23 protein-coding genes and 1 tRNA gene are annotated in these 26,728 nt (G+C 60.1%); 17 read left to right on the top strand and 7 right to left on the bottom strand.

Going from position 1 to position 26,728, the window contains the following annotated elements; all coding sequences use genetic code 11:
• The 3 genes from NW827_RS08270 to pilM form a co-directional block, all read right to left on the bottom strand.
• On the bottom strand, positions 1–713 hold a 713-nt coding region (locus NW827_RS08270), incomplete at its 3' end, for a hypothetical protein (RefSeq protein WP_414503557.1).
• Complete coding sequence (locus tag NW827_RS08265; RefSeq protein ID WP_414362469.1) at positions 713–1,414, bottom strand: PilN domain-containing protein; 702 nt, start codon at positions 1,412–1,414, stop codon at positions 713–715. The genes NW827_RS08270 and NW827_RS08265, both read right to left, overlap by 1 nt.
• Before the next feature lie 48 nt (positions 1,415–1,462).
• A complete protein-coding gene (gene pilM / locus NW827_RS08260) occupies positions 1,463–2,620 on the bottom strand; it encodes a type IV pilus biogenesis protein PilM (protein WP_414403802.1) in 1,158 nt (385 codons plus the stop codon).
• Positions 2,621–2,817: 197 nt separating this feature from the next.
• Here pilM and NW827_RS08255 point away from each other — a divergent pair, with 197 nt between their 5' ends.
• Entirely contained in the window at positions 2,818–3,939 is a 1,122-nt protein-coding gene (locus NW827_RS08255; protein WP_414403803.1) for an iron-containing alcohol dehydrogenase family protein, read from the top strand.
• Positions 3,940–3,945: 6 nt separating this feature from the next.
• On the opposite strand, the gene NW827_RS08250 is transcribed toward NW827_RS08255, so the two are convergent.
• The 3 genes from NW827_RS08250 to NW827_RS08240 form a co-directional block, all read right to left on the bottom strand.
• Entirely contained in the window at positions 3,946–4,845 is a 900-nt protein-coding gene (locus NW827_RS08250) for a DMT family transporter (protein WP_414362467.1), read from the bottom strand.
• Between the two features lie 198 nt (positions 4,846–5,043).
• Positions 5,044–6,162: a glycosyltransferase family 9 protein gene (locus NW827_RS08245; protein ID WP_414362466.1), complete on the bottom strand. Its 1,119-nt coding sequence runs from the start codon at positions 6,160–6,162 to the stop codon at positions 5,044–5,046.
• A gap of 84 nt (positions 6,163–6,246) precedes the next feature.
• Positions 6,247–6,948 carry a hypothetical protein gene (locus tag NW827_RS08240; protein WP_414503556.1) on the bottom strand — a complete coding sequence of 234 codons (702 nt, stop codon included), beginning with the start codon at positions 6,946–6,948 and terminating at the stop codon, positions 6,247–6,249.
• Positions 6,949–6,978: 30 nt separating this feature from the next.
• On the opposite strand from NW827_RS08240, the gene NW827_RS08235 reads away from it, so the two are divergent.
• The 4 genes from NW827_RS08235 (at position 6,979) to NW827_RS08220 (ending at position 9,254) form a co-directional block, all read left to right on the top strand.
• On the top strand, positions 6,979–7,197 hold the full coding sequence (locus NW827_RS08235; protein ID WP_414403805.1) for a hypothetical protein: 219 nt from the start codon (positions 6,979–6,981) through the stop codon (positions 7,195–7,197).
• A gap of 260 nt (positions 7,198–7,457) precedes the next feature.
• A complete protein-coding gene (locus NW827_RS08230) occupies positions 7,458–8,729 on the top strand; it encodes a DUF4912 domain-containing protein (RefSeq protein WP_414362463.1) in 1,272 nt (423 codons plus the stop codon).
• Between the two features lie 105 nt (positions 8,730–8,834).
• Positions 8,835–8,908, top strand: a tRNA-Met gene (locus tag NW827_RS08225).
• A 49-nt stretch (positions 8,909–8,957) separates the two neighbouring features.
• Entirely contained in the window at positions 8,958–9,254 is a 297-nt protein-coding gene (locus tag NW827_RS08220; RefSeq protein WP_414362462.1) for a BolA family protein, read from the top strand.
• Between the two features lie 18 nt (positions 9,255–9,272).
• Here the strand turns inward: NW827_RS08220 and NW827_RS08215 are convergent, their stop codons facing one another.
• Positions 9,273–10,397 carry a PP2C family protein-serine/threonine phosphatase gene (locus NW827_RS08215; RefSeq protein WP_414403806.1) on the bottom strand — a complete coding sequence of 375 codons (1,125 nt, stop codon included), beginning with the start codon at positions 10,395–10,397 and terminating at the stop codon, positions 9,273–9,275.
• 473 nt (positions 10,398–10,870) lie between these two features.
• Here NW827_RS08215 and NW827_RS08210 point away from each other — a divergent pair, with 473 nt between their 5' ends.
• From NW827_RS08210 to NW827_RS08155, 12 genes are all read left to right on the top strand, one after another.
• Entirely contained in the window at positions 10,871–12,568 is a 1,698-nt protein-coding gene (locus tag NW827_RS08210) for a hypothetical protein (RefSeq protein ID WP_414403807.1), read from the top strand.
• Positions 12,569–12,649: 81 nt separating this feature from the next.
• The gene (locus NW827_RS08205) at positions 12,650–13,690 is read left to right on the top strand and encodes an NADP(H)-dependent aldo-keto reductase (protein WP_414362459.1); all 1,041 of its coding nucleotides are present in this window, start codon (positions 12,650–12,652) and stop codon (positions 13,688–13,690) included.
• A gap of 126 nt (positions 13,691–13,816) precedes the next feature.
• The gene (locus NW827_RS08200) at positions 13,817–15,289 is read left to right on the top strand and encodes an S-layer homology domain-containing protein (protein WP_414503555.1); all 1,473 of its coding nucleotides are present in this window, start codon (positions 13,817–13,819) and stop codon (positions 15,287–15,289) included.
• A 136-nt stretch (positions 15,290–15,425) separates the two neighbouring features.
• Complete coding sequence (locus tag NW827_RS08195; RefSeq protein ID WP_414403810.1) at positions 15,426–16,358, top strand: hypothetical protein; 933 nt, start codon at positions 15,426–15,428, stop codon at positions 16,356–16,358.
• Positions 16,359–16,420: 62 nt separating this feature from the next.
• Positions 16,421–17,641: a DUF445 domain-containing protein gene (locus tag NW827_RS08190; RefSeq protein WP_414403811.1), complete on the top strand. Its 1,221-nt coding sequence runs from the start codon at positions 16,421–16,423 to the stop codon at positions 17,639–17,641.
• A gap of 56 nt (positions 17,642–17,697) precedes the next feature.
• Positions 17,698–19,359, top strand: a complete 1,662-nt coding sequence (locus NW827_RS08185) for a bifunctional metallophosphatase/5'-nucleotidase (protein ID WP_414403812.1) — start codon at positions 17,698–17,700, stop codon at positions 19,357–19,359.
• 110 nt (positions 19,360–19,469) lie between these two features.
• Positions 19,470–20,234, top strand: a complete 765-nt coding sequence (grpE, locus tag NW827_RS08180) for a nucleotide exchange factor GrpE (RefSeq protein ID WP_414503554.1) — start codon at positions 19,470–19,472, stop codon at positions 20,232–20,234.
• A gap of 178 nt (positions 20,235–20,412) precedes the next feature.
• Positions 20,413–22,221: a molecular chaperone DnaK gene (gene dnaK, locus NW827_RS08175; RefSeq protein ID WP_414403814.1), complete on the top strand. Its 1,809-nt coding sequence runs from the start codon at positions 20,413–20,415 to the stop codon at positions 22,219–22,221.
• 85 nt (positions 22,222–22,306) lie between these two features.
• Positions 22,307–23,485, top strand: a complete 1,179-nt coding sequence (gene dnaJ, locus NW827_RS08170) for a molecular chaperone DnaJ (protein WP_414362452.1) — start codon at positions 22,307–22,309, stop codon at positions 23,483–23,485.
• The gene (locus NW827_RS08165; RefSeq protein WP_414404681.1) at positions 23,482–23,745 is read left to right on the top strand and encodes a sulfurtransferase TusA family protein; all 264 of its coding nucleotides are present in this window, start codon (positions 23,482–23,484) and stop codon (positions 23,743–23,745) included. The genes dnaJ and NW827_RS08165 overlap by 4 nt, the downstream gene beginning before the upstream one ends.
• Complete coding sequence (gene rsgA, locus NW827_RS08160) at positions 23,742–24,863, top strand: ribosome small subunit-dependent GTPase A (RefSeq protein ID WP_414403815.1); 1,122 nt, start codon at positions 23,742–23,744, stop codon at positions 24,861–24,863. The genes NW827_RS08165 and rsgA overlap by 4 nt, the downstream gene beginning before the upstream one ends.
• Before the next feature lie 284 nt (positions 24,864–25,147).
• Positions 25,148–26,683, top strand: coding sequence for a hypothetical protein (locus NW827_RS08155; protein WP_414403816.1), 1,536 nt, complete (start codon positions 25,148–25,150; stop codon positions 26,681–26,683).
• Positions 26,684–26,728 lie beyond the last annotated feature (45 nt).

Here is a 26,728-nt window from a genome sequence, read left to right as displayed (position 1 = left end):
GGTGTTGGCTGTCCTTCCGCAGGGGGGGTTTGTCCTTCAGGGGCAGGAGCAGTGCCCAAGGGAATGTCTTTGTCGTAGTAATAGGCAATCAAATCAAAAGCGGCGTCCAGCTCCCCTGTGTCTTGAACGGGATTTAGGCTAATGTTGCTCACCCGAAACAAGGTGCGTAGGCGCTCTATATCCCTCATAAGACTAATGATGTCCGTGTAGGGGCCCCGCACCGTGACGCGGGTGGTCTGCACCTGGATAGCCGGAGCAATGATCGCGGGCACTTCGGGGTTATCCGAAGAAGCAGGGGTGAGGGGAGAAGGGGCAAAACTGCGCAACTCGCTGTTGGGCTGTCCTCGCACCAGGCGGCTGAGATCGATCAGTTGCGTGTCGGCATTCTCGGGGGCGGCGAGCAAGGAGCTGATCTGCTCTTGCTGCACACGAGCCCTCTCGATTTGGTTGGGCAGATCCTGTAGGCTGGCAATCTGGCCCTGTACCTCCTGCAACTGGCTGGTTTTTTGGGCTACCTCTCTTTCCAAGGCCTGCACCTCTCTAATTAGAGGACGGAGTTGGGTGAAGGCCAAAACGCCTGCTGTACCCAGGCCCAGGATCCCGATCAACAGGCCAATGCGAATAGGGGTCAGCTCGACACCCAGCAGTACCGGCGGCCCCGCCGGAGGTGCCATTAGTTGGTCATCGTGAAAACTGTCCAGCGAGCCGGTCATCAGTTCCCCTCCACTTGACGCAAAATGCGGATCTTTTCCACCAAGCCTATTGCTCCCCGCTGCTCCAGCTCGCGGGTAAACTCTGGGTCGGGATCCCCTATGGTTCGAATAGTAACCGTTAGGCCGTAGGTGACGCTGGGTTCAGTTTCAGGGGTGCCCTCCACTCGAGAGGCACTGTTGATAACGGCGCTGGTTACGAAGTTGGAATCCAGCAGAGTAAGCAAAAAGTCGTTCACCAAGGGAAAATCCAGCGCCCCGCCTTGGATGTTCACAGTATCGCCAGAGGCGCTGATGTTGGTTATCCATACCCCTTGCCCAGGGATCCTGCGCCGCACTTCTTCTAGAATGGCCGACCAAGGCTGGACGGATCCCAGAAAAGAGCGAAACCCTTCTGTCTGGGTGCGAATGGTTTGTAATTCTTGGCTGAGGCCCTGGAGCCGGGTCAACTCGGCATTGGCTGTGCTGAGTTCTCCTTCGAGGCGGCTTCGCTCTGCCCTAAGGACATCTCTCTGGCGGGAGAAGAGGGTCTGGAAGTACAAAAAACCCCCCATGGCCACGGCAGCTACGGCAATCCCCAGGCCAATGGCCAAAGCCCAGCTCTCCGCTCCGGCAGCAGCTGTTGGGGCAGCTACCGCCCCTGGCTGAACGGTGGTAGGAACTTCCGGCCTTTCCTTGAGAAAGTTAATTTCCGGTGTGTACATCACTCGCCTCACTCATTGGTGGACAGTGTCTCCAAGGGATCCCTGTCGTTACTTGCCGGCTTCCCGCATGGCTAGCCCCAGAGCCACCCCCATTGCTGGTCGCTCCTCCAGGGGCACCTCGGTTGAATCTGGTATGAGGATGCTGCCAAAGGGATCCACCAACTCCACCGCCACGCTCAACAACTGGGATAAGAAGCCATCCATTTGGCCAATGCTGGCTCCTGGCCCGGCCAGCAATACTTTCACCACAGGAAAGCTGCTTTCCGTGCTCGTGAAAAAGTCAATCGAGCGCTTTAGTTCATCGGCCAAATCGGAGACGACACGGGCCACCGCTGCCACACCGGGGTTGCTGGGAACCGGTTGCTCTCCCGTGGCCAAAACATCGGCGGGGTTGATCAAGGGTAACCTTAGAGTTCGCAACAGGTCGCCAGTGCGGCTAACCGGCAAATTCAGGGCCTGGGCCAGCACCTGGCGCATGTGGATGGTGCCGATGTTGACGGTGCGGGTAAATTGCGGGATGCCGTTGACCAAGATGCTGATCTCGCTGCTCTCGTAGCCGATGGAGCTAAGCAACACCGCCTCTTGGGGGCCGTACTGGAGGAGCTGGTCGCGGATGGTGCGAATGAGGGAGAAGCTAGCCAGCTCCACACAGCGCGCCTTCAGGTTGGCTGCTTGCAGCACAGCCAGGTAGTTGTCCACCACCTCCTTGGGGATAGCCACCAGCAGCACCTCAATGCGCTCAAGGCCATCCTGGGAAAGGTCGAGGCCCAAGGGTTGGTAGTCCACATCCGCCTGATCCCGGGGGTAGGGGATGTAGAGCTCCGCCTCCTGTTCTAGGACCACCCGCCGTAGCTCATCAGCAGGCAGGTCAGCAGGCAGGCGAAGGAGGCGGACAACGGCCTCTCGTGCCGGCACCGCGGTCGCCACCGGCAAGTTGGTGGGCACCTTGTATTCGTTGAGCAAGTTGGCCAGGGTCAGGCCAACCGTGTCTGGATCGAGGATGCGCCCCTCGACCATGGCCCCCTCTGGCATTTCCACGCTGTGGTAGTGAACTAGACGATAGCGGCCATTGCCCTGTTTTTTCAGTTGGGCAACGGCAATGCGCTCGGCGTTGATGTCCACCCCAAGCAAGGTTTGAGTTCTGGAGCCACCAAGAAAGCCAAACACGCTGGAAACCCCGCCCTCTGCGCTACTGCTAGGACGCATACTACCCAATTTGTCTGGGGGTTACCACCGTTTGCAGTTGACTGCCGGCAAAGATTTGTGCTAGCTGGCCCTCCCCTACCAGGGATCCCAACCCGTTCTAAGCAGGCGAGACTCAGGGGTGGGAAAGGCAGAACTTGCGGCTAGAATCGTAGTCTGTATTTACGGACACTAGGCTGACTTTATCGCCCCTTTTTGGAATGCTGAGCACTTGGGAATTCGACCTGGCCATTCCGGCACCGGGCCGGGTGTACCGCGGCCGCGGCATTCTCGAGGCCGTCCCCCTGACGATCCTGGGATCCCGCGTGTTGGTGATCGGGGGGGAGCGATCGCTAGCTGTGGCTGAACTGCCCCTGAAGCGCAATCTGGAGCGGGATCCCGCCGTTCAGGTTTACTGGAGCACCTATGGAGTTGACTGCACCGAATCGGAGCTGGCTCGTCTCCAGGCTCTGGCCACAGCAGAATCCGTAACCGGCATTTTGGGGGTGGGGGGCGGCAAGGCGTTGGATACCGCCAAGCTGGTGGCCCATCGGTTGGGGATCCCGGTGGTGACCGTGCCCACCTCAGCTGCCACCTGTGCCGCCTGGAGCGCCCTGTCCAACATCTACTCGGAGGCCGGAGCTTTTCAGCGGGATGTGGCCCTGGATCAGGCTCCCGCTGCTTTGATCCTGGACTATGAGTTGATTCTGCAAGCGCCGGCACGCACCCTGGTGGCCGGGATCGGGGATGCCTTGGCCAAGTGGTACGAGTCCTCTGTAAGCAGCGGCGCCTCGGAAGATGCCCTGGTCATCGGCGCTGTACAGCAGGCCCGCGTCTTACGGGATTTGCTCCTCCAACAATCGGTGGCAGCCCTGCGGGAGCCAGGTGGGACTGCTTGGAAGCAGGTGGTGGACGCCTGCATTTGCCTAGCGGGGATTGTCGGCGGCATGGGAGGAGCCAAGTGTCGCACCGTGGCCGCCCATGCTGTCCACAACGGTCTTACTCATCTGGTGGGCCACCGGGCCGCCCTGCACGGCGAGAAAGTGGCTTTTGGCATCTTGGCCCAGCTTCGCCTGGAGGAAATCCTGCAGGGAAGCCAGTTGGCGGTGGCCGCCCGCACCCATTTGCTGGAGTTCTACCGCCAGGTGGGGCTACCTCTTAACTTGCGGGATCTCCACCTGGGCCACCTGGGATCCGCCGAGCTGCTGCACGCAGCTCAAGTGGCCTGCCAGCCAGGCTCGGGCATCCACCACCTGCCCTTCCCTGTTAGCCCCGAAGCCCTGCTGGTGGCCCTTACCACCACCGACTTGACCAGCTCCAGTCCCGTCCTGCCGCGGCTCTAGGCTGGCCTAGGGATCTTCCCGCTTTCCCACTTTGCCAGTCCAGGCGGGGGTTTGGGCCCTCTGCAGCCGAGCTTCCCGGTAGGCGCTAGAGGTGGCGCCTGCCAAGACCAAGGCTCCGCCCATCCAAGTCCACCCATCCGGGATCTCGGCAAAGACCCAGAACCCGAGCAGGCTAGCCCAGAGGAGGCGAAAAAAATCAAGAGGCAGGAGCATCGTCACCTCGGCCAGCTTGTAGGCCTGCGTGAGGGCCACCTGGCCCAGGCTGCCCAGCAGCCCCATAGCTGCCATCCACAGCCACTGCTCCGGCGAAGGCCACCTCCAAACCCAGACGGCAGCCAGAAAAGAAAGAGGGGTCTGCAACAGGCCCATGTAGGCAGTGATCGTGAGGCTGGACTCGGTGCGGGCGAGGATCTTGAGCACGATGGTCACCCAGGCAAAGAGGGCTGCCGCCGCCAAAGCTAGTCCTGTCCCTAAGGAGAGCTCCCGAAAGCCCGGCCTTAGCATCACCAAGGCCCCGGCAAACCCCAGGCCCAACCCCAGCCAGCGGGAGGGACGCATCTGTTCGCCCAACACCCAGACCGCCATGAGGCTGGCAAACAAAAGCTGGACAAAGCTCAGCGCCGTTGCTTCCGCCAAAGGCAACAGGCTGGCTGCCCAGAAGGAAAGCAGCATCCCCAAGGTGCTGATTGCCGAGCGCAGGAGGTAGAAGCCCATCTTGGCGGTGCGCAGAGAGTGGATCCCTGCTTGCAAAAGCAGCGGCACTAGGGCAAGCAACCCAAATAGGTTACGCAAGAACACAATTTCAAAAGGGTGCAGGGCGGGCGTGTTGAGCCGGATGATCGCCCCCAAACAGGCAAAACAAAAGGTGGCCAGCAGCTTCAGGGCAACCCCTTGCCAGGCTCTCATTTGGCCCCCCTCCGCAAACCGGCCCACTTGCGTGTTCTCAACGTTACAGCTCACACCCAAACGTTTAAGTACAGACTTTTCAGCCTTGAACTCTCACCCTAAGCGGACTGTCAGGGATCCAACCTGCGCTCCTGAGCACTCCCTGCCCCCCTGGTCAGCAGGGAAAAAGACTTCAAGAGGAGCCACCGGCTGGAAGTCCTAGGTCTTCTTTAGAATCTCCTGCAGGTAGCCAATGACTGTTTCTGGCCGGAGGTGGGTCATGCAGGGGTGGCCTTCCACCAGGCAGGCTTCGTTTTTGAACTTGTTTTCCACGCAGACCCGGCATTTATAGGAAGTTTGGGTAATGTAAACATGGGGCAGGCGAGGCGCCCACAGCCGCACCGGGCTAGCTCCATCGCCATCGGCATCGTTGCCAAACAGAGCAATGGTGGGGCAGCCCACGGCCGCTGCAATATGCATCGGCCCCGCATCCACAGAGATACAGACCCGCGCCCGCTTCAGGGCTCCGGCCAGCTCGAGGAGGCTGGTTTTGCCCCGCAGGTCAATCATCCCTGTTTCAGCCATCAGTTGCTCTTCGCCGTCACCGTGGTAGAGGGATCGCTGCAGCTCGGGGGCACTGCCAATTAGCCCCACCTGCAGGCCCTGTCCCTGGCACCACTGGATCACTTGGCGCCAGTACTCGAGCGGCCACATCTTGGCACGGCGGGTGGTGGTGATGTGCACCAGGACTTCCGGCACGGGAAAGTCGGGATCCCGGCTGGGCAGCTCTAGGCGGAAAAAATCTGTTTCCACATAAGCCAGGCGGCAGAAGATCTCGGCAATGTAGTTGCTGGTGAGGATGTCTTTGTAGCGCTGCAAAAACTCCAGGCTGTTCCAGTCGTCGTCCTGGAGCATGCGCTGCACCGGGTCGGGGCCGGGATCCAACTTGCGGCGAAAGTCCAGGGTCAAGCAGGCGCCAGCAATGTACTGGGGGCGCAGGGCCGTCACCGCCACCAGGTTGAGCTCGCTAAACTCGTCGCAATTGATGGCCAGATCGTAGGGCCCGGCCTGGGCCACCCGTTCCCGTACTGCTGCTGTTAGGGCCTCGAGGTAATCGGGGCGGCGGCTGTAGAGGGGGAAACTAAAGTCAATGTAGGGGCAGTGGAGCTCAAAGTCGCGGGTAATCTCGCTGCCAAAAAAATCCAGCACACAGCCGGGGTATTTCTCCTTGAGGCCCCGCAGGAGGGGGACGGTGACCACAAAGTTGCCCACCTTGCTGGAAGAAAATACTGCCAGATGGGGCCGTTCCCGCAGGGGTTGGTTGGCAAAGCGCTGCATAGGGTTGGGATCCCCAGAAAAAGCTGTTTGCGTCCGCAGGGCAGAGCACCTTACCTTTTGTTAAGCTACCATCCCCAGGGCTACTCAAGGCCGGCTGGCCTGGCTGCCATCCCAGATGACTACCACAGCAAAGCGATCCAGAAAGCCATCGACGGCGTTCATCTGGCGCAGGTTGAAGGCATCTTCGGCGGAGATCACCAGGTCGTAGCCTAGCGTGCGCATGGCGCGGATGCGGTAGGGCCGTTCCCCAATGCGGTTGACTAGCAAGCGGGCCTGCTCTTCCGAGGTGGCGTAGGCGGCGGTGCCTTCGCTGCCCACAAAGGCAACATTGAGGTCCTGGCCAAGATTGGCGGGCGGGTAAACTGGGTTGCCGTCGGGATCCAGAAGGCGCATCGATTGGCTGGGCAGAAAATCCAGGCCGCGGGCATCCACGAGCAGCCCTGTTACCTGCGGGGTTTGCCGCCGGGATCCCGCCTCGAGGCCAGCTCCCCCCCCTGGCCCTTGGCCTGTGCCCACCCCCGAGCCAGGGCTGGAGCCGCGCCCCCCGCTCTGGCCGCTGCCGGGCCCGCTCCCTTCTCCCTGGCCAGAACCCGAGCCACCGCCCCCGCTGCCGAACTGGCGCAGCAACTCCAAATCGAAAACTGGCCCTTCCGACCTTGCCTCCTCGCTAGAAACTACCGACTCTACTTCCAACTGGTCAGGAGTAACTGGCCGCCAGGGCGTTTCTGCTGGGAGCGGTTGTCCCTCGACGACTGAAGCAGGGGCGCGGTAAAGGGGAGGGAACAAGGGGGTTTGTGCCCAAGCTGTTTTTGTCCCATGGAGGGGAAGAATCCCTCCCGCCACCACCGTCACCAAGATTGCCCCGATCCCGGCCCTGTGCGGTCTCTCCTTCCAGCACCTCATGCCTACACCTTGTGGCCTGATGACCTGCGCCTCACCCCTCCCCATGCTAGCCAGACCCTGCCGGTTCGGCAGGGGATCCCGCGCAGTCCTTCCTTTGGCTTTCTCTCCCCTGCGGCGGGATCCTTGGCTTAGGGGGGCTGGGAAAACGAGGTGTTGATCCCCAGCGATCCCCAGGCTCTTGACCAATAAGCAGAAATACGTGAACATGGGTTCATCATGCCCTTGATCCCCGTTGATCCCAAGCTGGGGTCATCAGCGGTTGGAAAGCACAAGGCAGGCTGTTACCCCCGTGAGCCAGGGGTTGCCCTTAGCCACAAGTGGGGATCGGCCTTTGGGTTAGCTAGTGGAGCGTGTGCACAAGCCCAATCTGTTGAGAACAGGAGACCCTGACCATGCCACCAGAGCGGATCCCGTTGGAAGAAATGACCATTCGGCAGTTGCGAGAAGAAGCTGCCCGCTATCAGATCCCCAAGTACAGCCGCATGACCAAAGACCAGCTTATCCAGGCTATTCGGGAGGCCCAGGCCAAGGCTGGTCCCCCCGGGAATGCAATGCCGGAGCCCAGTGGCCAAGAGGTAGTTACCGGGACGAAGTATGTCGGCCAAGTAGCCAGCAAGCTGGATCTGGCTGATGTGGACAAGGGGCTGGGGGATCTGCCCGGGGGCTATGGCGAAAGCCGCATTGTCCTGCTGCCGCGGGATCCCCAGTGGGCCTACGCCTACTGGGATGTGCCCAACGAAGCCAAGGAGAGCAAGCGCCGCGAGGGCGGCCAGCAGTTGGCGCTGCGTCTGTACGATGTAACCGATATTGATTTCGACCGCCAGCCGGCTCACAGCATGCAGGAGTACCCCTGCGATGAGTTGGCGCGGGAGTGGTACTTGCCAATCCCAGTGAGTGACCGCTCCTATTTGGTGGAGATTGGCTACCGGACGGCAGATGGTCGCTGGCTGATGTTGGCCCGCTCAGCGGCAGTGATGGTGCCGCCGGTCTTCCCCTCTGACTGGTTGGAAGAGCACTTCCTAACCGTGCCCTTTGATATGCCCCTCCAGGGCCGCACCCTCTACCAGCTCACCGAGCCCTACAAGCGCAGCGCTGCCGGCATGGGCGTGGTGGCCTACAAAGGCGACGAGCCGCAGCGGGAGGCGACAGCGGATCCCTTCCTGGAAATGGTGGGCGGTTTTGAGGCAATGCGGGTGGCGGGATCCCTGTTTGGCAGCCACCAAATGGGCAGCCGTCAACTGGTGCCCGAGCAGGCCATTAGCTCGTTTGTTATCCCTTCAGGTGTGGGCATGATGGGCATGGCAGAGGTGCCTGCTGCCCCTTGGATGGCTTCTGGATCGGGCCTGGGGCTGTTCTCCGGCGCTTCCGAAGTCCTGCCGCGGCGCTCCCGCAAGTTCTGGCTGGTGGCTGATGCCGAGCTGATTGTCTATGGAGCCACGGAGCCGGACGCCACCGTTACCATTGGCGGGCGCAAGATCCAGCTCAACCCCGATGGCACCTTCCGTTTCCACATGGCTTTCCCGGATGGCAACATCGACTTCCCCATCTTTGCCGTGGCTGCCGACGGCGAGCAAAACCGGGAGATCCACATGACCTTCGACCGCCGCACCCTCTCCCGCCGCACCAACCCCAAGGAGGAAGCCTTCGAAGAACTGCTGCCCTAGAGGTTCTACCCCTACTCTCCTCCCCCCGCCTGCCAGGGGGGCTTTTTCTGCTGTTAACGAGGGACTTGCCGACCTTGGAAGAAACAGGCTAGAGTAAAAGAACGACGCGGGGTAGAGCAGCCTGGTAGCTCGTCGGGCTCATAACCCGAAGGTCACTGGTTCAAATCCAGTCCCCGCTATAGGAACCCAAGGTAAGCAACTGATAAGCCGAAGGCGGGAAGACAGCACATGGATCCGCGGGAAATTGAGGCCTTGATACAAGCTGCCCTGCCTGGTGCACAAGTGCGGGTAGAAGATACGGTGGGTGATGGCAACCATTTTCAGGCCATTGTCGTGGCCGAGCAATTCCAGGGCCTCCCCCTCCTCAAACAGCACCAACTGGTGAATGAGGCTCTAAAAACCTACCTGCAGGACGGCCGCCTCCACGCTTTGTCCCTGCGCACTTTTACCCCCGCTCAGTGGGAGCAGCTTCGCGGAGGAGATCCCAGCTTAGCTCTTTGGTCATCCCAATCCCCTTCATCTTGAGCCGGCTTGCGGTAGCCCCTAGCCAAAGCTGATACGGAGCAGGGAAAAATCATCTTCAAAATCAGCCCTGCCGCGGAAAGATTGGATGTGTTGCAGAACGCGATCGAGGCCAATGCAGGCATGGGCGCCTAGGAACGACTTCCAGTTCTCCATTCCCCAGATCCCTTCCGAGCTGGACACTTCGTAAACCCCGTCGCTGAACACGTACAGACAACTGTTGGCCGGGATCCGCACTTCGTCCCTAGCAAAGTCCTGATCGGGCAAAATGCCAATGGGCAAATTGGGTGTTTTCAGCTCTAAGGGGATGGGATCTGATTGAGCAACCAACAGAGCGGGGGGGTGGCCAGCGCTGGCAAAAGAAAGCAAGCGAGATCGCGGCCGGTAAACCCCATACCAGAGGGTGAAGTACATGTCATGGTGGGATCCCATTTGGAAGGATTGGTTGAGGGCGCGCAACACCGCATCTGGCTGCCGCAGGTCGGTGTCGGGCAGGCTGTGGGAACGCAACTGGTTCATCACCGACACGGACAAGAGGGCGGAGCCCACCCCGTGCCCTGACACATCCAGAAGGTAAATAGCTAGGTGATCCTCGTCCAGCCAGTGGTAGTTAAACGAATCGCCCCCCAACTCCTGGGAGGGCAAAAAGCACCACTCAATCGCTATTTGGTGAGGTGAGAAGTCGGCCGGCTTGGGCAAAAGCGAACGCACATAGCTGGCTGCTTCGGCCAACTCCGCCCGCAGTCGGGCAGTTTGCTGCTGCAGGTCATAGCTGAGCTGGTGCAAGCGCAGCCCAGCCCGCACCCGCGCCCGCAATTCATTGGGATCGATGGGCTTGCTGAGAAACTCGTCTGCCCCGGCATCTAGGCCCTGGATGCGGTCTTCGACTTCGGTGCGCGCAGTGAGCAAAATAAAGAAGGTGGTGGAAAACTTGGGATCCGCCTTGATGCGCCGGCAGACTTCCAGCCCATCCATATCCGGCATCATCCAGTCACAGATAATCAGCCCCGGGGTTAGGAGATGAGCTTTCTCCAGCCCTTCCAAGCCACCGCTGGCCATCTCGACGGTGTAGCCCTGCCGCTCCAGGGATCGCTTCAACACCAGCCGAATCGTGGGATCGTCGTCGACAATCAAAATGGCCGTCATGCACCCTAATCCTGAATCAACCCGAATTCAGAACGCATCAAACCGCAACTCCCGTACCGGTAGGCAGACCTTCTGTCGTAGCTTAGGGATTGGGCAGAAAAACTGGCTCCGCAAGAGGGGGGAAAGACTCAGCAACCTCGTCCACCAGAGCTAAAGTTGCGTATCGATCGGTGGAGCCCCAAAACCGTGGTTGCACGCTACCCAAAAGCTGACCGTTCCCAGATACTGGTAGCAATAGATCACAGCGCGAGGTTTTTGGGCAGACTCTGCTTTAGAGACTTCCGTTGGACATAGAGACACAGATCACATCTTACCCATCCTTTGCCGGTCTAGAGTGACCTTCGAGGTTAAACGCCCTTTGCTGCATGAGTGCATCCCCCCTACCTGTATCTCCTCCGTCCGTTCGGGATTCGCAGGCGGCTTCACCCACGGCACCCTGCCAAGCTCCCAGGGGAGAAATCCGGCTGGAGGACTTGGATGAGAAGCAATTGCTGGGCAGCCTCTCCTCAGTGGTGCTTAACCCCGCTTCCTGGAGCTGCTTCAGCCTTAGCGAAACCAGCCGCCTGCTGCGACCTTTGCAAATTTCCCCCGACCTGACAGGAACCCCCGTCCTCTCTCCCAGCGCCACGGCCGAGATTGTGTACAAGTTTCTGAGGAGCGACGGTCGGATTGGAACCATGAAGGGGCTGATCTCGATCGAGGACTTTCGCAGCAAGCGGCTGCATTCTATTTACGAGGAGCTGCGTATTGAAGAAATCATACCGGTTTTTAACGAAGCGGTCGTTGTGCAGATCATCGATCAGCTGAAGCCGATTTTTGCCCGCGACCTGGACGAGCTGCTTTGGCAAGAAAGCTTTTACTTTACCCCTCAAGATCTGCGCCAGCCGGAGTTTTTGCTGCGTGGCCTGCGACCCGAGGCGATCCCGCGCCGCTTTCGGCCCCACTTGCAAAGAGTATACTCCCAGATTATGAGGGTGTGTCGCAGCCTGCCCAACATCGCTTTCCAACTGTGTCTGCGGGCCTACCTGGAGTACAACGAGGTCAAAAACAAGCATCTGTTGGCAATTCTGCTCAGCAAGTATTTTTACACGCTCTATCGCATCGGTGGACTGGACGGTTGGGAAAGTCGGGATCCGGTGGAGGTGGGATCCCTGGGCTCCTCCGATCGGCGAGCTCGCTTGCAGGCTCTTTCTCGCCTACTGACGCTGGATAACGACAGCGACGAACCGCTGGCAAGCCTCGGTGGTCCAGGGCCGGGCGGCAGTTATTTCAGCGGAGAGGGGGAGCTTGCTGCTACCGAGGTGCCGAGCACAGAAGCGATCGAAAAGCTGCGGCAAGAGGTGGAGGCAGCGCGCAGCCAGGCCGCCGAGGCCCAGCAACTGGTAGCCCAATACCAAGAAGAGAAAAAACAAGAGCTCCTCAACCGCCTGCAGGATCCAAATAAGTTTCTCCTTTTCAGCCTCCACCAATTTTTCGACACTCTCTTGATCTCCCTCCCTGTGGAGGTGAAAAGCGAGTACGGGGCAGCTTGGGTGCCGCGCACCTCCTACTTGGACGAGAAAGAGCGGGACAAGCTAACCGAGCATTTGCACCGGATCACCAGCGAGGCCTATTTGCTTAGCATCCCCTTTGCTGAGGCAACACTCATTGGCTATTGGCGAGTTTTGGCCGATTCGTTCTACAACCAGTGGGTTTTAAACCAGTACAAGCAGTTGCAAAGCTACGGAGTGGATCTGGAGCAGCAGGGCATCCAAATCCTGGAGCGAGAACAATTTTTGCATGAAGTGCAACTGCGCTTTGCTGCCCGCCACCGCGAGATTGTAACTCAAAATGTGGAGAAGATCAGCCAAATTCTGGTGGATAGCCTAGCCAAGCGGGTGGCCCTCAACACCAGTCAGCAAAGCTTCCAGGCGATGCGGGCCAAATTGACCACCGTTTTGGATATGGACATTTCCCGCAAGGACATGGGAGAAGTCAAGCGGCTGATTGACTACTTCACGGATGTGTTTTTGGGCAAGCGGGAGGAGCTGCGTTCTCCCTACCCAGTGGGGACCATCTTGCAAGTAAGGGCAGCCATCGAGGCCCTTCCCCCCGACAGTCGCACCCGCATTGGCCTGGAAATCCTAAACCAGATCTACCGCGAGTACATGCCTGTGCTGCAGCAAGAGTAGGGGCAGGGATCCCAGGGGCTGGCAAGTTTTGGGCACAATGGGGACTGGTGTGCTGTTTAGGGTTGGAGACGGCAAGTTCCCATGCGCTACCGCCAGCTTGGCCACAGCCCTCTGCAGGTTTCGGAGATCTGCCTTGGCACCATGACGTTTGGTGAGCAGAATACCCAGACTGAGGCTTGGGAACAGCTCGATTACGCGGTGGAGCACGGGATCAACTTCATCGATACCGCCGAGATGTACCCGGTGCCGGCGCGGGCGGAAACCCAGGGAGCCACAGAACGCTACATTGGCGAGTGGCTACGGCACCAGCCGCGGGAGCGCCTCATCATCGCTACCAAGATCACTGGCCCGGGGCGACCCTGGCACTGGATCCGCGGCGGGTCTCTCTCGATTAGCCGCAACAATCTTAAGCAGGCAGTGGCTGGTAGCCTCAAACGCCTGAAGACCGACTACATCGACCTCTACCAAATCCACTGGCCGGATCGCTATGTGCCCCTGTTTGGGGGGGTGGCCTATGATCCCAGCCAGGAGCGGCCCACCGTTCCCATTGCCGAGCAACTGCAGGGCTTGGCGGAACTGGTGCAGGAGGGCCTGGTGCGCTACATCGGCCTGAGCAACGAAACCCCCTGGGGGGTCTGCGAGTTCTGCCACGTGGCCGAGCAGTTGGGCCTGCCCAAGGTGGTTTCGATTCAAAATGCCTACAACCTCCTCAACCGCACGTTTGAGATGGGCCTGGCAGAGGTCTGCCGCCACGAGCAGCTGGCCTTGCTGGCCTACAGCCCCCTGGCCTTTGGGCTGCTGACGGGCAAATACCTGGGGGGCGCCAAGCCGCCGGGATCCCGTTTGACCCTGTTTGAGAGCTTTGGCCAGCGCTACCGCAAGCCGAACGTGGAAGAGGCGGTAGCTGCCTACGTACGCATTGCCCGCCAGCACGGCCTGACTCCTGCCCAGTTGGCTTTGGCCTTTGTGCGCAGCCGCTGGTTTGTTACCAGCACCATCATTGGGGCCACCAACCTGGCTCAGCTCAAGGAAAACCTCAGTTGCCTGGAGGTGGAGCTGTCGCCTGAGATCCTGGCGGAGATTGAGGCGGTGCACCAGCGCTACCCCAATCCTGCGCCCTAGGCAGGCAACAAAACGGCCCGCCAAGGAGAACTTTCTGCGTCTGGGGCCACTCTGTCTGAGTTGGTCCCTCTTCTTGGACCCACAGACGTCCCATGACCTCTTTTGGCAGATCGTGAGGTGTGAACAATGCGCGACCTTTTCCTTTGGCAGGGTTGGAAGACGGCAGCTCTGGTGGTAGGCTGCAGCAGCTTGGTTTGGATGGGGGATCCCACTTGGGCGCAACTTTCTGATATCAGCACCTACTGGGGCGCCCAGTACATCGCCGGGCTCAATGAGCGGCAGATCATCAGCGGGTTTCCAGATGGCACCTTTCGCCCCAATGAGTCGATTACCCGCGCCCAGTTTGCTGTCATCGTTACCAAAGCTTTTGGGCTAGACACCAACGTTCCCGTGCGTCCTTTTGCTGATCCCATTCCCAGCTGGGCAGCTCCCTCCATCGGCGCGGCGGCAGCAGCAGGGTTGGTTTCCGGCTTTCCCGACGGCACCTTCCGTCCCAACGAGGTCCTCACCCGTGCCCAGGCCATCACTGTCTTGACCCGCGCTGCCACCAACGGTAAGCTCCTCGAGGATCCCGGTCAAATTGAGGCCATCCTCGCGGGGTTTGCGGATGGCGATCGGGTGCCTAACTTTGCCCGCGCCCCCATTGCGACAGCACTTCAAGAAGGGCTGTTGGTGCTCTACCCTGATCCCACCCGCTTGAATGCCCAGGCGGTGGCCACGCGGGGGGAAGTGGCGGCTCTTACCTACCAAGCGCTGGCCAAGGTGGGCCGGGTGCCCAGCCTAGACCCACCGGTGGGAGCTGCCATTCCCAGACCAGGGATCCCCACCGAACTCCTCGCCCAGGTTACCCCCACCCCTGAGCCCCTGGCTACGCCGGACATCCCCGTGGAGCCGCTGGTGGAAACGCTGCCTGCCGCGCCGGAAGTGAGGACTTTCTTTGCCCGCGAGGAGCTGGGATCCGTCAAGCCGGGAGATACCTTGACGGTGTATTTGCTGGGATCCCCGGGGGCGCAGGCGTCTTTCTCCATTCCCGGCATTGCCTACAACCTGCCCCTGCAGGAAACCCGCCCCGGCCAATACGAGGGCAGCTACACCTTCCGCAGCCAAGACCGGGCTCTAGAAGCGCCGGTATTTGCCCGTCTGGAGCGGGATGGGCTGGTGACCCTAGTCCAATTGCCGGACAAAACCATCACCATTGGGCAGGTGACCGACACCACCTTCCCCACCATCAGCGATCTGGCTCCACCCAACGGAGCGGTGACCGACAACCCGCGCCCATCCATCTCCGCTCGCTTTCAAGATGACCAGGGGATCGACCTCAATAGCTTTACCCTGCTGGTGAACAACGTCGACGTTACCGCCCAAGCCCAGCTCAGCCGCACTGGCTTTACCTATACCCCCGCCGAGCCGCTGCCCACTGATCGACCAACCTTGATTGCCGTCCAAATTGCCGATCCCAGCGGCAACACCGCCCTCCAGCAGTGGTCTTTCCAGGTGCGGGCCACCCAGCTGACCCCGACACCCACACCTACCCCTACTCCAGAACCCACACCCACGCCGAGTCCCCAGGCTGGCGGAGAGCCTTCTCCTAGCCCTTAGGGAAAACTCAAGCCAGGCCTTCAACAGGCCTCAATAGTGTTCTAAGAGCTGCCTTCCCCTTAACCTCTACTAAATCTAGTGGGGAACAGGCTGGTTAGGATGTTAAGCTACTGCCAGTTGCGACTGGATGGGATCCATGAGCTCAGGGTTGCAGCCGTTTTTGCCATTGTGGCAAAGGGTTGGCTTTAGGTGGCTGGTGAGTGGGGTGGGGTGGGCTGCGGCGGCGGCTGCAGTTGCTGCCCAGCAGTTTGAGTTTACTCCCCAAGCTCCTCAGCCGAATCCCGTTCCCACCCTGCCGCTGCTGAGCGCTCCATCTTCCCCCAGCTCTGCTACCCCCGATCCCCTGCCACCAGTGCCTCAGGTGCCGCAAATGCCGCTGGATCCCACGGCTCCGGCTGTGGCTCCGATCCCGGTGGTGCCCGTTCAAGCGGCCCCAGGTGGACAGGCTACGCCAGGCGAGGCCTATTCCTATCAACGGCGGCCCGACCTCAGTCCAGGGGGGAACCTGGCCGGGGCTGCGCGGGGCGAGCTGCCGGCGGGCACCCGTATTCCCCTCACGGTTTACCGCCCCATTACTTTTCAGCCTTACCAGGCCATCAGCACCAGTCTGGAGGTCTCCGAGCCGGTGCTGGATCGCTTTGGCCAGGTGGTGATCCCGGCGGGGAGCGTGGTGTGGGGCACCTTTGAGCCGGTTTACCAAGAACTGAAGCTTTCTGGTCGGGAGTCGGAGAGCGCCGATCCCCAAGAGCGGGTTGTCGGCAGCCGCTTTGTGGCCAACCGCCTGACCATCGGCTCTTCCACCTATCTCATTAGAGGCCAATCTGCACCCCTCCAGGTTGGGCTGGATCGCAGCGCTGATATGGGTACTACCGTCGCTCGGGGGGCAGGCTATGGGGCGGCGGGCGGCTTAGCCTTGGGAGTGCTCACGGGGGGATGGGGCTTTTTGCCCATCTTGGCCGGCAGCCTCGTGGGAGCAGCCGCCAGCACTACCAACATCGACCGAGTGGTGACGCTGCAGCCCAATACCCTGGTGGAGCTGGAACTCGCCGAGAGCCTGATCATCCAGTAGCCTTGACAAAAAGCGGGCAGGAGCGGGTCGGTAGAGTAGAGAAGAGCCCCCTAGTTTGCCCCATGGCCTTCTGGACCTACCTCGTGCCCCCCTTGGCCGGGTTGGTGATTGGCTACTTCACCAACGACATTGCTATCAAGATGCTGTTCCGGCCCTACCGCCCCTACCGGGTTTTCGGCTGGCGCATCCCCTTTACCCCCGGCCTAATCCCGCAGAACCAGCCCCGCCTGGCCAGGCAAATCGCCAAAACCATCATGGGATCCCTGCTCACGCCGGAGGAGCTGCACAACCTGGCTCGCAAGCTCCTACAAACCGAGCGCATGCAGGCAGGGATCCGCTGGCTACTGGGGGTGGCTTTGGATCGACTGCAGGATCCCCAACACCAGCAGCAAACGGCGCAGGTGCTGGCCCGCATCTTAGCGGATTTGTTTAACGAGTCGCTGCCCCGCCTGGTGAAGGTGCTCGCCCGCCAGGAGACCTTCTTGGAGGGGCCAATTAACCAACTGTTCGACCAGGTGCTTCTAGAGCTGCGCCTTAACGCTGAGCAGGCCCGGCAGCTCTCGGAGTGGATCCTAAAGCAGGTGCTGCCCCCCAAGGTGCTGCGGCAAAACCTGGTGGACTTTCTCACCGATCGCAACATCGAAGCTTTGGATGAAGAATTTCGCGAACGGGCCACTGGCTCCTACTGGGTGGTGGCTAACTTATTTGGCCTCAAAAACGCCCTGCTGCGTCTGCGTACCTATTGCCTGGAGGATCCGGAAGGCGCAGAGGCCCTCTTGGCAGATCTGCTCAAGGACCTCAACGCCTCCCGCCGCTTAACGGAGATTCTGCAGAACCTCTCGCTGCAGAACCTACCCCTTTCTGCCGTACGGCAGTTGCGCCGCACCCTGCGCGACGGGATCCAAGACTACCTGCGCTCCCAGGGAGCCGAGGCCATTCGCAGTTTGGGAGAGAGTATTGATTGGGAAAAGGTGGCCAGCTTAGTGTTGGGTCGGCTGCGCAGTTCCAAGGCTGTTATGGCCTCCATCGACCAGATCAGTGCCGATCTTGCCTTGATCCTGGAGCGCTACCTAGAGCGCGACTTAGAATCTCTCATGATGCAGGTGATCCCCGTGTTGAACTTGGATCAGGTCATTGCCGATAAAGTCAACGCCACCTCCCCCGCTGAGCTGGAGCAGGCCATCCGGCAGATTGTGCGCCAAGAGCTGCAGGCCATCGTTAACTTGGGGGGGCTGCTGGGCTTTTTGGTGGGCTGTGTGCAGGTGCTGTTTTTGCTGAGGTAGCAGCTTCCCAAACCAGGAGCTTGGATGGGAGTTTTCGCTTCGGTTAGGATAGTGGAATGCGGTTAACAATTCTCCACACTTCCGATCTCCACGCCAACCTGCACCCTTGGAACTACTTTACCGGGATCCCTGCCGAGCACGGCCTGGCCAAGCTGGCCACTCTGATCAAGCGTGTGCGGGCTGCCAGCGAAGATCCGGTTTTGCTTATCGACAGCGGCGACACCATTCAGGGATCCCCGCTGGGCACCTACTATGCTCAGGTGGAGCGGGTTTCCCCCCACCCCATGGCTTGCGCCCTCAACGCCCTGGGCTATGACGCCTTCACCCCCGGCAACCACGACTTTAACTTCGGGCTCCAGGTCCTGCAGGATTTTGCAAGCGACCTCCGCTGTCCCACCCTCTGCGCTAATATCCTTCGCCACAACGGGGATCCTCTCTTCCAGCCCTACCTCATCCGGGAGGTGGCCGGGCTCCGCGTCGGCCTGGTGGGGCTGACCACTCCCCGCATCGACACCTGGGAGCGTCCTGACTATATCGCAGGGCTGCGCTTTGCCCCCCTGCTGGAAACTGCCCAGCACTATCTGGCCCTGCTGCGGCCCCAGGTGGATGTGCTAGTGCTGATTTTGCACAGCGGCCCCAGCCAATTGCCCCCTCTGCGTACCCCTGAGGGCTGGCTTAGCCTAGATCGCTCCGGCTGGGTCAGCAACAAGAGCTTGGTGGGGGAAAACGAGCTGCTGGCCTTGGCGGAACTCGAGGGCATTGACGTCATTCTCTCCGGCCATACCCACCAAACCATTGCCGGCTTGGGAGGGGCCAAAGCCCTGGTGGTGCAGCCCGGCTACTGGGGTAGCTACCTTTCCCACGTGTCTTTGGAGCTGGAGCGCCACGGCGGACGCTGGCAAGTGATCCGCAAAACCGCCCAGTTGCTGGCTGCGGAAGGGATCCCTCCCGATCCGCAACTCTTGGCCCTCACAGAACCCTATCACCAAGCTACCTTGCGCTACATCCGCCAGCCCATCGGCCACGCCCGTTGTGCCTATCGCGGGGGGCTGGCAGCCCGCTTGGGGGCCAACCCTTTGGCGGAGCTACTGCATCAGGCGCAACTGCAGGCAGTACGGGAGGCCGGCCTTTCGGCGGAGCTCTCCCTAGTCAATATCTGCAGCAATGCTGGGTTAGCGGCAGGCCCCATCTTCCTGCAAGATGCCTATAGCCTCACCGTTTACGACAACACCCTCTGCCTTGTGGAGATCACTGGCGACATCCTGCGGCGGGCCCTCGAGCAGACGGCTGGGTATTTTCGCCAGTTGGATCCCAACCATCTGCCAGAGGATCCTGCCGCCGTCGTGGCCCCCGAAGCCCGAGGCTACACCTTCGACCTCTATCACGGTATCAACTATTGCTTTGATCTCACCCGCCCAGTGGGCGATCGCCTGGTTAGTTTGCAATTTCGCGGCCAGCCGGTGCAACCGGATCAAACCTTTCGCCTGGTAATCAACCACTACCGCGCTGGTGGTGGCGGTGGCTACAGCATGTTCCAGGAAGCCCAAATGCTCTGGATCTCTGCAGAGAGCATCCGCGATTTTCTTGCTCACCACATCCGCACCCATTCCCCCCTCCGGCCCATCTACAACTACAACTGGCACCTTATCCCCAACTTGGCTGAGATCTACTTTCCCCAGAGCTTGGACCGGTCTCAGGAGAGGCTGCTGGTGGGCTAAAGCAACTAGGGTCCCAACTGGCCGGCAGGGCAACCGGTAGAATACGATCAGCACAGAGCCTAGTTTGGCTAGCTGCAGCGGTAGTTTTGAGGTGCCAAACTGGGAACGTAATGCCACTGCTAAGTGCTTGTCCTCTTGTTGACCAACTTATGACTGCTGAAGAAAAGCAACCCATGCCTCCAGAAGATACCCACCCTGAGCTCCAGGAAGAAGAGCTCAACGTGGAAGCAGAGCTGGAGAAGCTTATTTTGGAAGACCGTGAAGCAGAAGTCGGCACCCCCGCTGGCGAGACTAGTGCTGAGGCTTCTCCGGATCTCAACGAAACTCTAAAGCAGCTCCAACAGGAGTTGGAAATAACGCGCCAGAAACTGAAGGAGAAAGAAGACTCCTACATTCGCCTTTATGCTGACTTTGAAAACTACCGGAAGCGTACTCAGCGAGAACAGGAGGAGCTCAGCCAAAGAGAACGGCGGAGATTTGTGCTGGAGATCCTGCCTGTTGTAGATAGCTTTGAGCGGGCCCAGCAGCAGCTAAGGATCGAGACTGATCGCGAGCGGGAACTGCACAACAGCTACCAGAGTGTCTATCGCCTGCTGGTGGAATCTTTGAAAAAAATGGGTGTATCCCGCATGAAGTCAGTGGGCCAGCCCTTCGATCCCAGCCTGCACGAGGCCATAGCCCGCCAACCCAGCAGTGAGTACCCCGAAGATGTGGTAGTGGCCGAGTATCAGCCAGGCTACAAGCTGGGAGATGTGGTGATTCGCCATGCCCTAGTAGCCGTCTCTGCGGGTAGTCCCAGCCCTGAGCCCTCCCCCCCAGACGAGAGGGCCGACGCCCAGCCCGAGGCTGAAGGTAAAACTGCCCCCAATTCGTAGCAAAGCTGCTTTCTGGAACCCTAGACAAGTAGGGTCTACCCGCCTTCCCAAGGCTACAGTAAAGCTAGGGAGGTGAGAGCGCTACCGGAAGGTTTCTGCAGGATGCTGGGCAGAATGCTCTTAGGAGATCCCGGGAATCCATCCTGGGTTGGGATTTGCCACACGGGAAGAGGGGGCCATGGGTAAAGTTATTGGAATTGACCTGGGAACCACCAACAGTTGCGTGGCGGTTTTGGAAGGCGGCAAGCCCATTGTGATCACCAACGCCGAAGGAGGTCGTACCACCCCCAGCATCGTCGGCTTTGCCAAGAACAACGTCCGCTTAGTGGGCCAACTGGCCAAGCGCCAGGCGGTTACCAACGCGGAAAACACTATCTTCAGCATCAAGCGCTTCATTGGCCGTACCTTTGCCGAAACCGAGGAAGAGCGGAAGCGAGTTCCCTACAAGGTCATTCCCGGCCGGGACAACATGGTGGAGGTGGTTGTGCAGGATCGCGCTTACACGCCCCAGGAGATCTCCGCCATGATCCTGCAAAAGCTCAAGGCCGACGCGGAAGCCTATCTGGGGGAGCCGGTGACCCAGGCCGTGATTACTGTTCCCGCTTACTTTACTGATGCTCAGCGCCAGGCTACCAAAGACGCCGGCACTATTGCAGGGCTGGAGGTGCTGCGCATCATCAACGAGCCGACAGCAGCGGCTTTAGCCTACGGGCTAGACAAGCAAGATCAGGATCTGCGCATTCTAGTTTTCGACTTGGGCGGGGGCACCTTTGATGTCTCTGTGTTGCAGGTGGGCGGCGGCGTGTTCGAGGTAAAAGCAACTGCTGGCAACAACCACTTGGGCGGGGATGACTTTGACCAGCGAATTGTGGATTGGCTCATCCGCCAGTTTCTCGAGAAGGAAGGGATCGACCTTTCTCGGGATCGCATGGCCTTGCAGCGGATGCGGGAGGCAGCCGAGAAGGCCAAAATCGAGCTCTCCAGCACCCAGGTTACCCTCATCAACCTGCCCTTTATCACCGCCGACGACTCCGGGCCCAAACACCTGGAAGTGGAGCTGACCCGCGCCAAGTTTGAGGAGTTGGTGCGGGATCTGGTAGAGGCCACCGTAGAGCCTACTTTCCAGGCCCTGCAGGATGCCGGCCTCTCCCCCGAAGACATCGACCGCGTGCTGTTGGTAGGGGGATCCACGCGGATCCCGGCTGTCCAGGAGAAAATTCGGCAAATCTTCAACAAAAATCCCGATCGCTCCGTCAACCCGGACGAGGCAGTGGCCCTTGGCGCTGCCATCCAGGCGGGAGTATTGGGCGGAGAGGTCAAAGACTTGCTGCTGCTGGACGTGATTCCCCTCTCCATTGGCGTGGAAACCCTGGGGGGAGTGTTCACCCGCATCATTGAGCGCAACACCACCATTCCCACTAGCAAAACCCAGATCTTCTCCACTGCTACCGACGGCCAGACGGTAGTGGAAATTCACGTCCTGCAGGGGGAGCGGGCCATGGCCAAGGACAACAAGACCCTGGGCCGTTTCCAGCTGACTGGGATCCCACCAGCTCCCCGCGGGGTGCCGCAGATTGAAGTCTCGTTTGATATCGACGCCAACGGTATCCTCAAGGTCTCGGCCCGCGAGAAGAGAACCGGGATCGAGCAAAGCATCAAGATCACCAACCACGGCGGCCTCAGCAAGAGTGAGATTGAGCGGATGCGCCAGGAGGCCGAACTCTATGCCGAAGAAGATCGCCGCCGGCGCCAGTTGGTGGAAGCCCGCAACCAGTCAGATAGCTTGCTCTACAACTACGAGAAGACGCTGCAGGAGCACGGCAGTCGCCTGAGCGAGAGCCGCCTTCAGCGGGGGGCCCAGGCGGCGGGCACGTTGAGGGCATTGCTGGCAAATGATAACGTAGACTTAGCGACTTTGCAGAAGGCAATGGAAGAGCTAAGGGCAGCTCTCCTAGAGATGGGGAGCGAGATTTACGGTCCTTGCTAAGCCACTTGACAGATTAGCCTGAAGTAAAGTTGCAGTCAGATCTCTGGCCAGCTGTGTTTCCAGCCTAGTTTTCTGAAGCGTTTCTATGGCCCGCGACTACTACGAAATCTTGGGGGTTAGCCGTGGTTGCTCCAAGGAGGAGATCAAGCGCGCCTATCGCCGGCTAGCTCGCAAGTACCACCCTGATGTCAACAAGGAGCCTGGGGCTGAGGATCGCTTCAAAGAGATCAACCGTGCCTATGAGGTGCTCTCCGATGACGAGCTAAGAGCCCGCTACGATCGCTATGGCGAAGCAGGGCTAAGCGGAGCAGCAGCCAGTGGGTTCCAGGATTTTGGTGGCATTAGCAGTTTTGCTGACCTGTTTGAGAGCTTTTTCACCAATTTTGCTGGAGGGGGAGTCGGCTATACCCGTAGCCGCCAAGGGCCCGTACGGGGGGACGATCTGCGCTTTGACCTAAAGTTGGAGTTTCTCGAGGCCATCTTTGGGGGCGAAAAGCAAATTCGCATCAGCCACCTGGAGACCTGTCCTGTCTGCGGGGGCAGCGGCGCTAAACCGGGCATGGGTATGAAAGCCTGTCCCACCTGTGGTGGCATTGGCCAGGTGCGGCGGGCCACCCGCACGCCCTTTGGCAATTTTACCCAGGTTTCAACCTGTCCTACTTGTGGAGGTACCGGCCAAGTGCTGGAGGAGCCCTGCCACCACTGCCATGGGGAGGGGCTGGTCCAGACCACCAAGAAGCTGCGCATCAACATCCCCGCTGGCGTGGACAGCGGCACCCGGCTGCGGGTTGCGGGTGAAGGAGATGCGGGCCGGCGGGGCGGTCCGCCTGGGGATCTCTACGTCTACCTGTTTGTCGAGCCGGACCCCGACTTCCAGCGGGATGGCCTCACCATTTTCTCGGAGGTGCGGGTGAGCTATCTGCAGGCCATCCTGGGAGCCAAAGTCTCAGTGCCTACGGTAGACTCAAAAGCTGGCCTAGAGGAAGAAGCGGAGCTCATTATCCCGCCTGGATCCCAGCCGGGCACGGTGCTAACTTTGGAGGGCAAGGGAGTGCCGCGTCTTGGCAACCCAGCAGTGCGGGGTGACCACAAAATTACGCTGGTGGTGGAGATTCCCACCCGCCTCAGTCCAGAAGAGCGGGAGCTGCTCCTGCGCTTGGCTGAGCTGCAGGGGGAACGCACCAACAAGCGGGATGGCTTCTTGAGCGGACTGTTGCGCGGGCTGGCCCAAATGCCTGGCCACCGGGAGCGGGAGGAAGAATGATGGCAGAGACAGTTCCCCCCCAAGAGGTGAAGTTGGTTTTGGATCAGCGGGGGATCCCCTGCCCGCTCAACTACGTGCGGGCCAAGTTACGCCTAGAACGCATGGCGCCAGGGGAGCTGCTAGAGCTGTGGTTGGATGCAGGGGAGCCCTTGGAGCAAGTGCCCAAGAGTCTGGCGATGGCTGGGCATTCCATTGAAGGGCAACAAGCGGCGCCTGAGGGGCACTACATCCTCTGGGTACGCCGCGGGGACCTGGCATGAGCCACCTGCACCAGAACGGATTGCAACAAGCTGTCCAAAGGGAGAGGCAGGGATCCACCTGTAGTGGCTGGGTGCGAGCGGCCCAGGCCAACTTTTATCGCGTGCGCATTGATCCCGAGCTGGCTGCCCTGTTTCCCGAGTTCAAGGCGCATTTCCCGGCTCAGAAGCCCACTCCGGCAGAGCTTCTCTGCACAGCACGGGCCAAGCTCAAAAAATTGGGGCAGCAGGTGATGGTGGGCGACTGGGTGGAGGTTAGCTTGCCGCCAGTTGCCGACTCTCTCTGGCCGGAGCGGGGGGCCATTGAGGCCATTTTGCCGCGACGCACTCAGCTGTCTCGGCCGGCGATTGCCAACGTGACCCAGGTCTTGGTGGTGGTAGCTCTGGTGGATCCAGAGCCTGAGCCCGAGGCGCTCAGTCGCTTACTGGTACAAGCAGAAGCCAGCCATCTGCGGGTTCAGGTGGTGTTCAACAAGAGTGACTGTGTCGAAGCGGCGGTAGCCGAGGAGTGGCAGCAGCGTTTGCAGCGGTGGGGGTATGAGCCTGTGGTGGTCAGCGCCCTTACTGGGGCCGGGCTCCCTGAGCTCTACCACCGTTGTCGGGATCAAATTTCAGTGGTAGTCGGTCCCTCGGGGGTGGGCAAATCCAGCTTGCTCAACCAACTGCTGCCGACTGTTCAGTTGGCTACCCAAGCTGTGTCGGAGAAGTTGCGCCAGGGGCGGCACACCACCCGCCATGTGGAGCTGTTTCCCTTGCCAGAGGGCGGTTGGATTGCCGACTCTCCAGGGTTCAATGCTGGCGAAGAGATCCCACCGGTTTCGCCTCAGCAACTAATACGCTGCTTTCCGGAAGTGAGGGAGCGGCTGGGCACCTGTCAGTTTCGCGATTGCCTGCACGATCGGGAACCGGGCTGTGGGCTGCGGGGGCTAGATTGGGAGCGACGCGCATTCTACCTGCAGCTTTTACACGAACTCCAGGAAGCGCAAGCGGCAAACTTTGCCCCCGCTCGTCCAGAGCCTAAGCGAAGCGGGGAAAGGCACCACCCTCCCTCCCGTAAGCAGAGCCGTCAGGAACTTGACTGGCAGGAGGATTGGCAGCCGCCGTCCGGTTCTTGGCCCTAGTGGATTGCTGCTGCTTGCTACCTCTGGGCGCGGGATACCCCACCGTATATATAGACTGCGCTTGGCATGACCCAACTATCTCCTGCAAGCTCAAGGTGTCTGCCTTGCAAGCTGCCAAGCTAGATGCGACCTTAGAGGCTTTTGCCTAGGCCTTGCTTGCGCCAGCGGGACGGAGTCCTTGAGTTTAGAGGGGTAGTTTATGATGGTAGGACCTCCTATGCCATGCTCCGCCAGAAATAGCTGTCGCCAACCCCAAGGCTTAAAACTCCCCCTGGGCAGCTCTTATGGTTTTCTTGGATCCCCTTGGCCCTGTCGTGCAGGAAATGCTGCAGGGCGGGTACGCAGACCGGGTAAAAAAGCTGGTTTACTTTACTTACACCCGCACTTGGGCAAACGACGCTGGCAAGCTAAGTGAGGAGGAGCTAAGGGCTCTGTTGGAGCAGCTTTGCCGGGAGAGTGCCACCCTTGAGGACTTAGGCCGGCGTTTTCGCGAAGCCATCAGTCGCCTTAACAAGAAGGCCGAATATGCCCGCGTTGCCAAACTCCTGCTGAGCAAGCTCCAGCCCCTCTACCAGTCCTCCCAGTCATCTCAAAGGGATCCCCGCAACCCCTTTCCCTCCTCAGCCAGGGCTCCTTCCCCTGGGGTAGCTCCTCCGCTTGGCCTACCGCTGGGCTACAGCGGCCTGCAACTGCGCAAGCAAGCCTACGATCCCTTTGAAGTGCGGGCTTGGGTGATGCAGCAGACCAGTCCTTTGCGGGCCAAGCTGGTTCTGTTCACGGCTTTGCACCACAAGCTGGAGCCCACAGTGCAAGGGTTGGCAGCCCTGAGGCGCTACAGCCTTGACGAATTGCTCAAGGCCCTCTATGACGCCTGCAGCTCCCCTCAGGAGCTGGAAGGGCGGCTGCAACAGGCAGTGCAGCAGCTCCAGGAGCCTGAGCAAGATGCCCAAGCAGCCAACGCTGTGCTGCAGATACTGCAGCCCCTCTATACCTACGTGCTTCCAGAGGCCGGGGCGGGTGGGGGACTGGCTGCCGAAACCTCCAACGCCAATCTCGACTGGCTAGATGGGGAAAGTGCCGCTGGTGGGGTGGAGGCCAGTCGCATCACCTGGTTAGAGCCAGAAATTCCGGAATGCGAGGAGGGCGAGCCTGAGGTTGCTCCTGTTTCCCTACCTGGCCCTCCTGCCATCGCGGTCCAAGAGCTCCCAGAGCTCTGCCGCCAACTGCTGCAGCGCAGCGCCGAAGCCCTGATGGTTACTCTTGAGAACACCCTGAGCGACTTGGGCAATGCTTTAGACGAAAGCCTACAGGACGGGAATCCAGCCCACTACTTGAACCTCAAACACCAGGTGCTGCGCGGCTTTCTCAAGGAGGTAGAGGGATCCGCCGCCCTTTTCCAAGGGATCCTGAGTAAGCTGGAGCAATCGGAGTGGAGTTTGCTGCGGCCCGCTGGCCAGGGGGGACAGCCAGGGGAGACAGCCAAGATGCCGCTTCAGGTGGGGGGGGATCCCCATGCTGCTCTGCGGCAGGTGCTGGCCACCAGCGAGCTGGCGCGGCAAAAGCCCCAGTTGGAGCAGGAAGTGATGCGCTTGGTGCGGCACAGCATTGGCGCGATCAAAACCGCCATTGAAAATGCCCTGGACGAGCTGGGCCAAGCGTTGGACGAACAGTTCCAGAGCCGTCCTCCAGAAGAAGCCTTAATTCTCAAGTACCAGACCTTGCGCGCCTTTTTGCAGGAAGTCGAGGAGATCTCCAGCAAGTTCGCCGCCTTTCTAGCTCGCCTGGAAGAGGCGGAGCGCCGCCTGTTTGGTCTGGTTTGAAGGCCAAGTTTTCCCCGCCAACGCCAAGAGCCAGAGCCGGACCTC

Source organism: Synechococcus sp. H70.1 (assembly GCF_047502705.1).
Taxonomy (GTDB): Bacteria; Cyanobacteriota; Cyanobacteriia; order Thermostichales; family Thermostichaceae; genus Thermostichus.
This window is presented reverse-complemented; position numbering and strand designations above follow the sequence as displayed.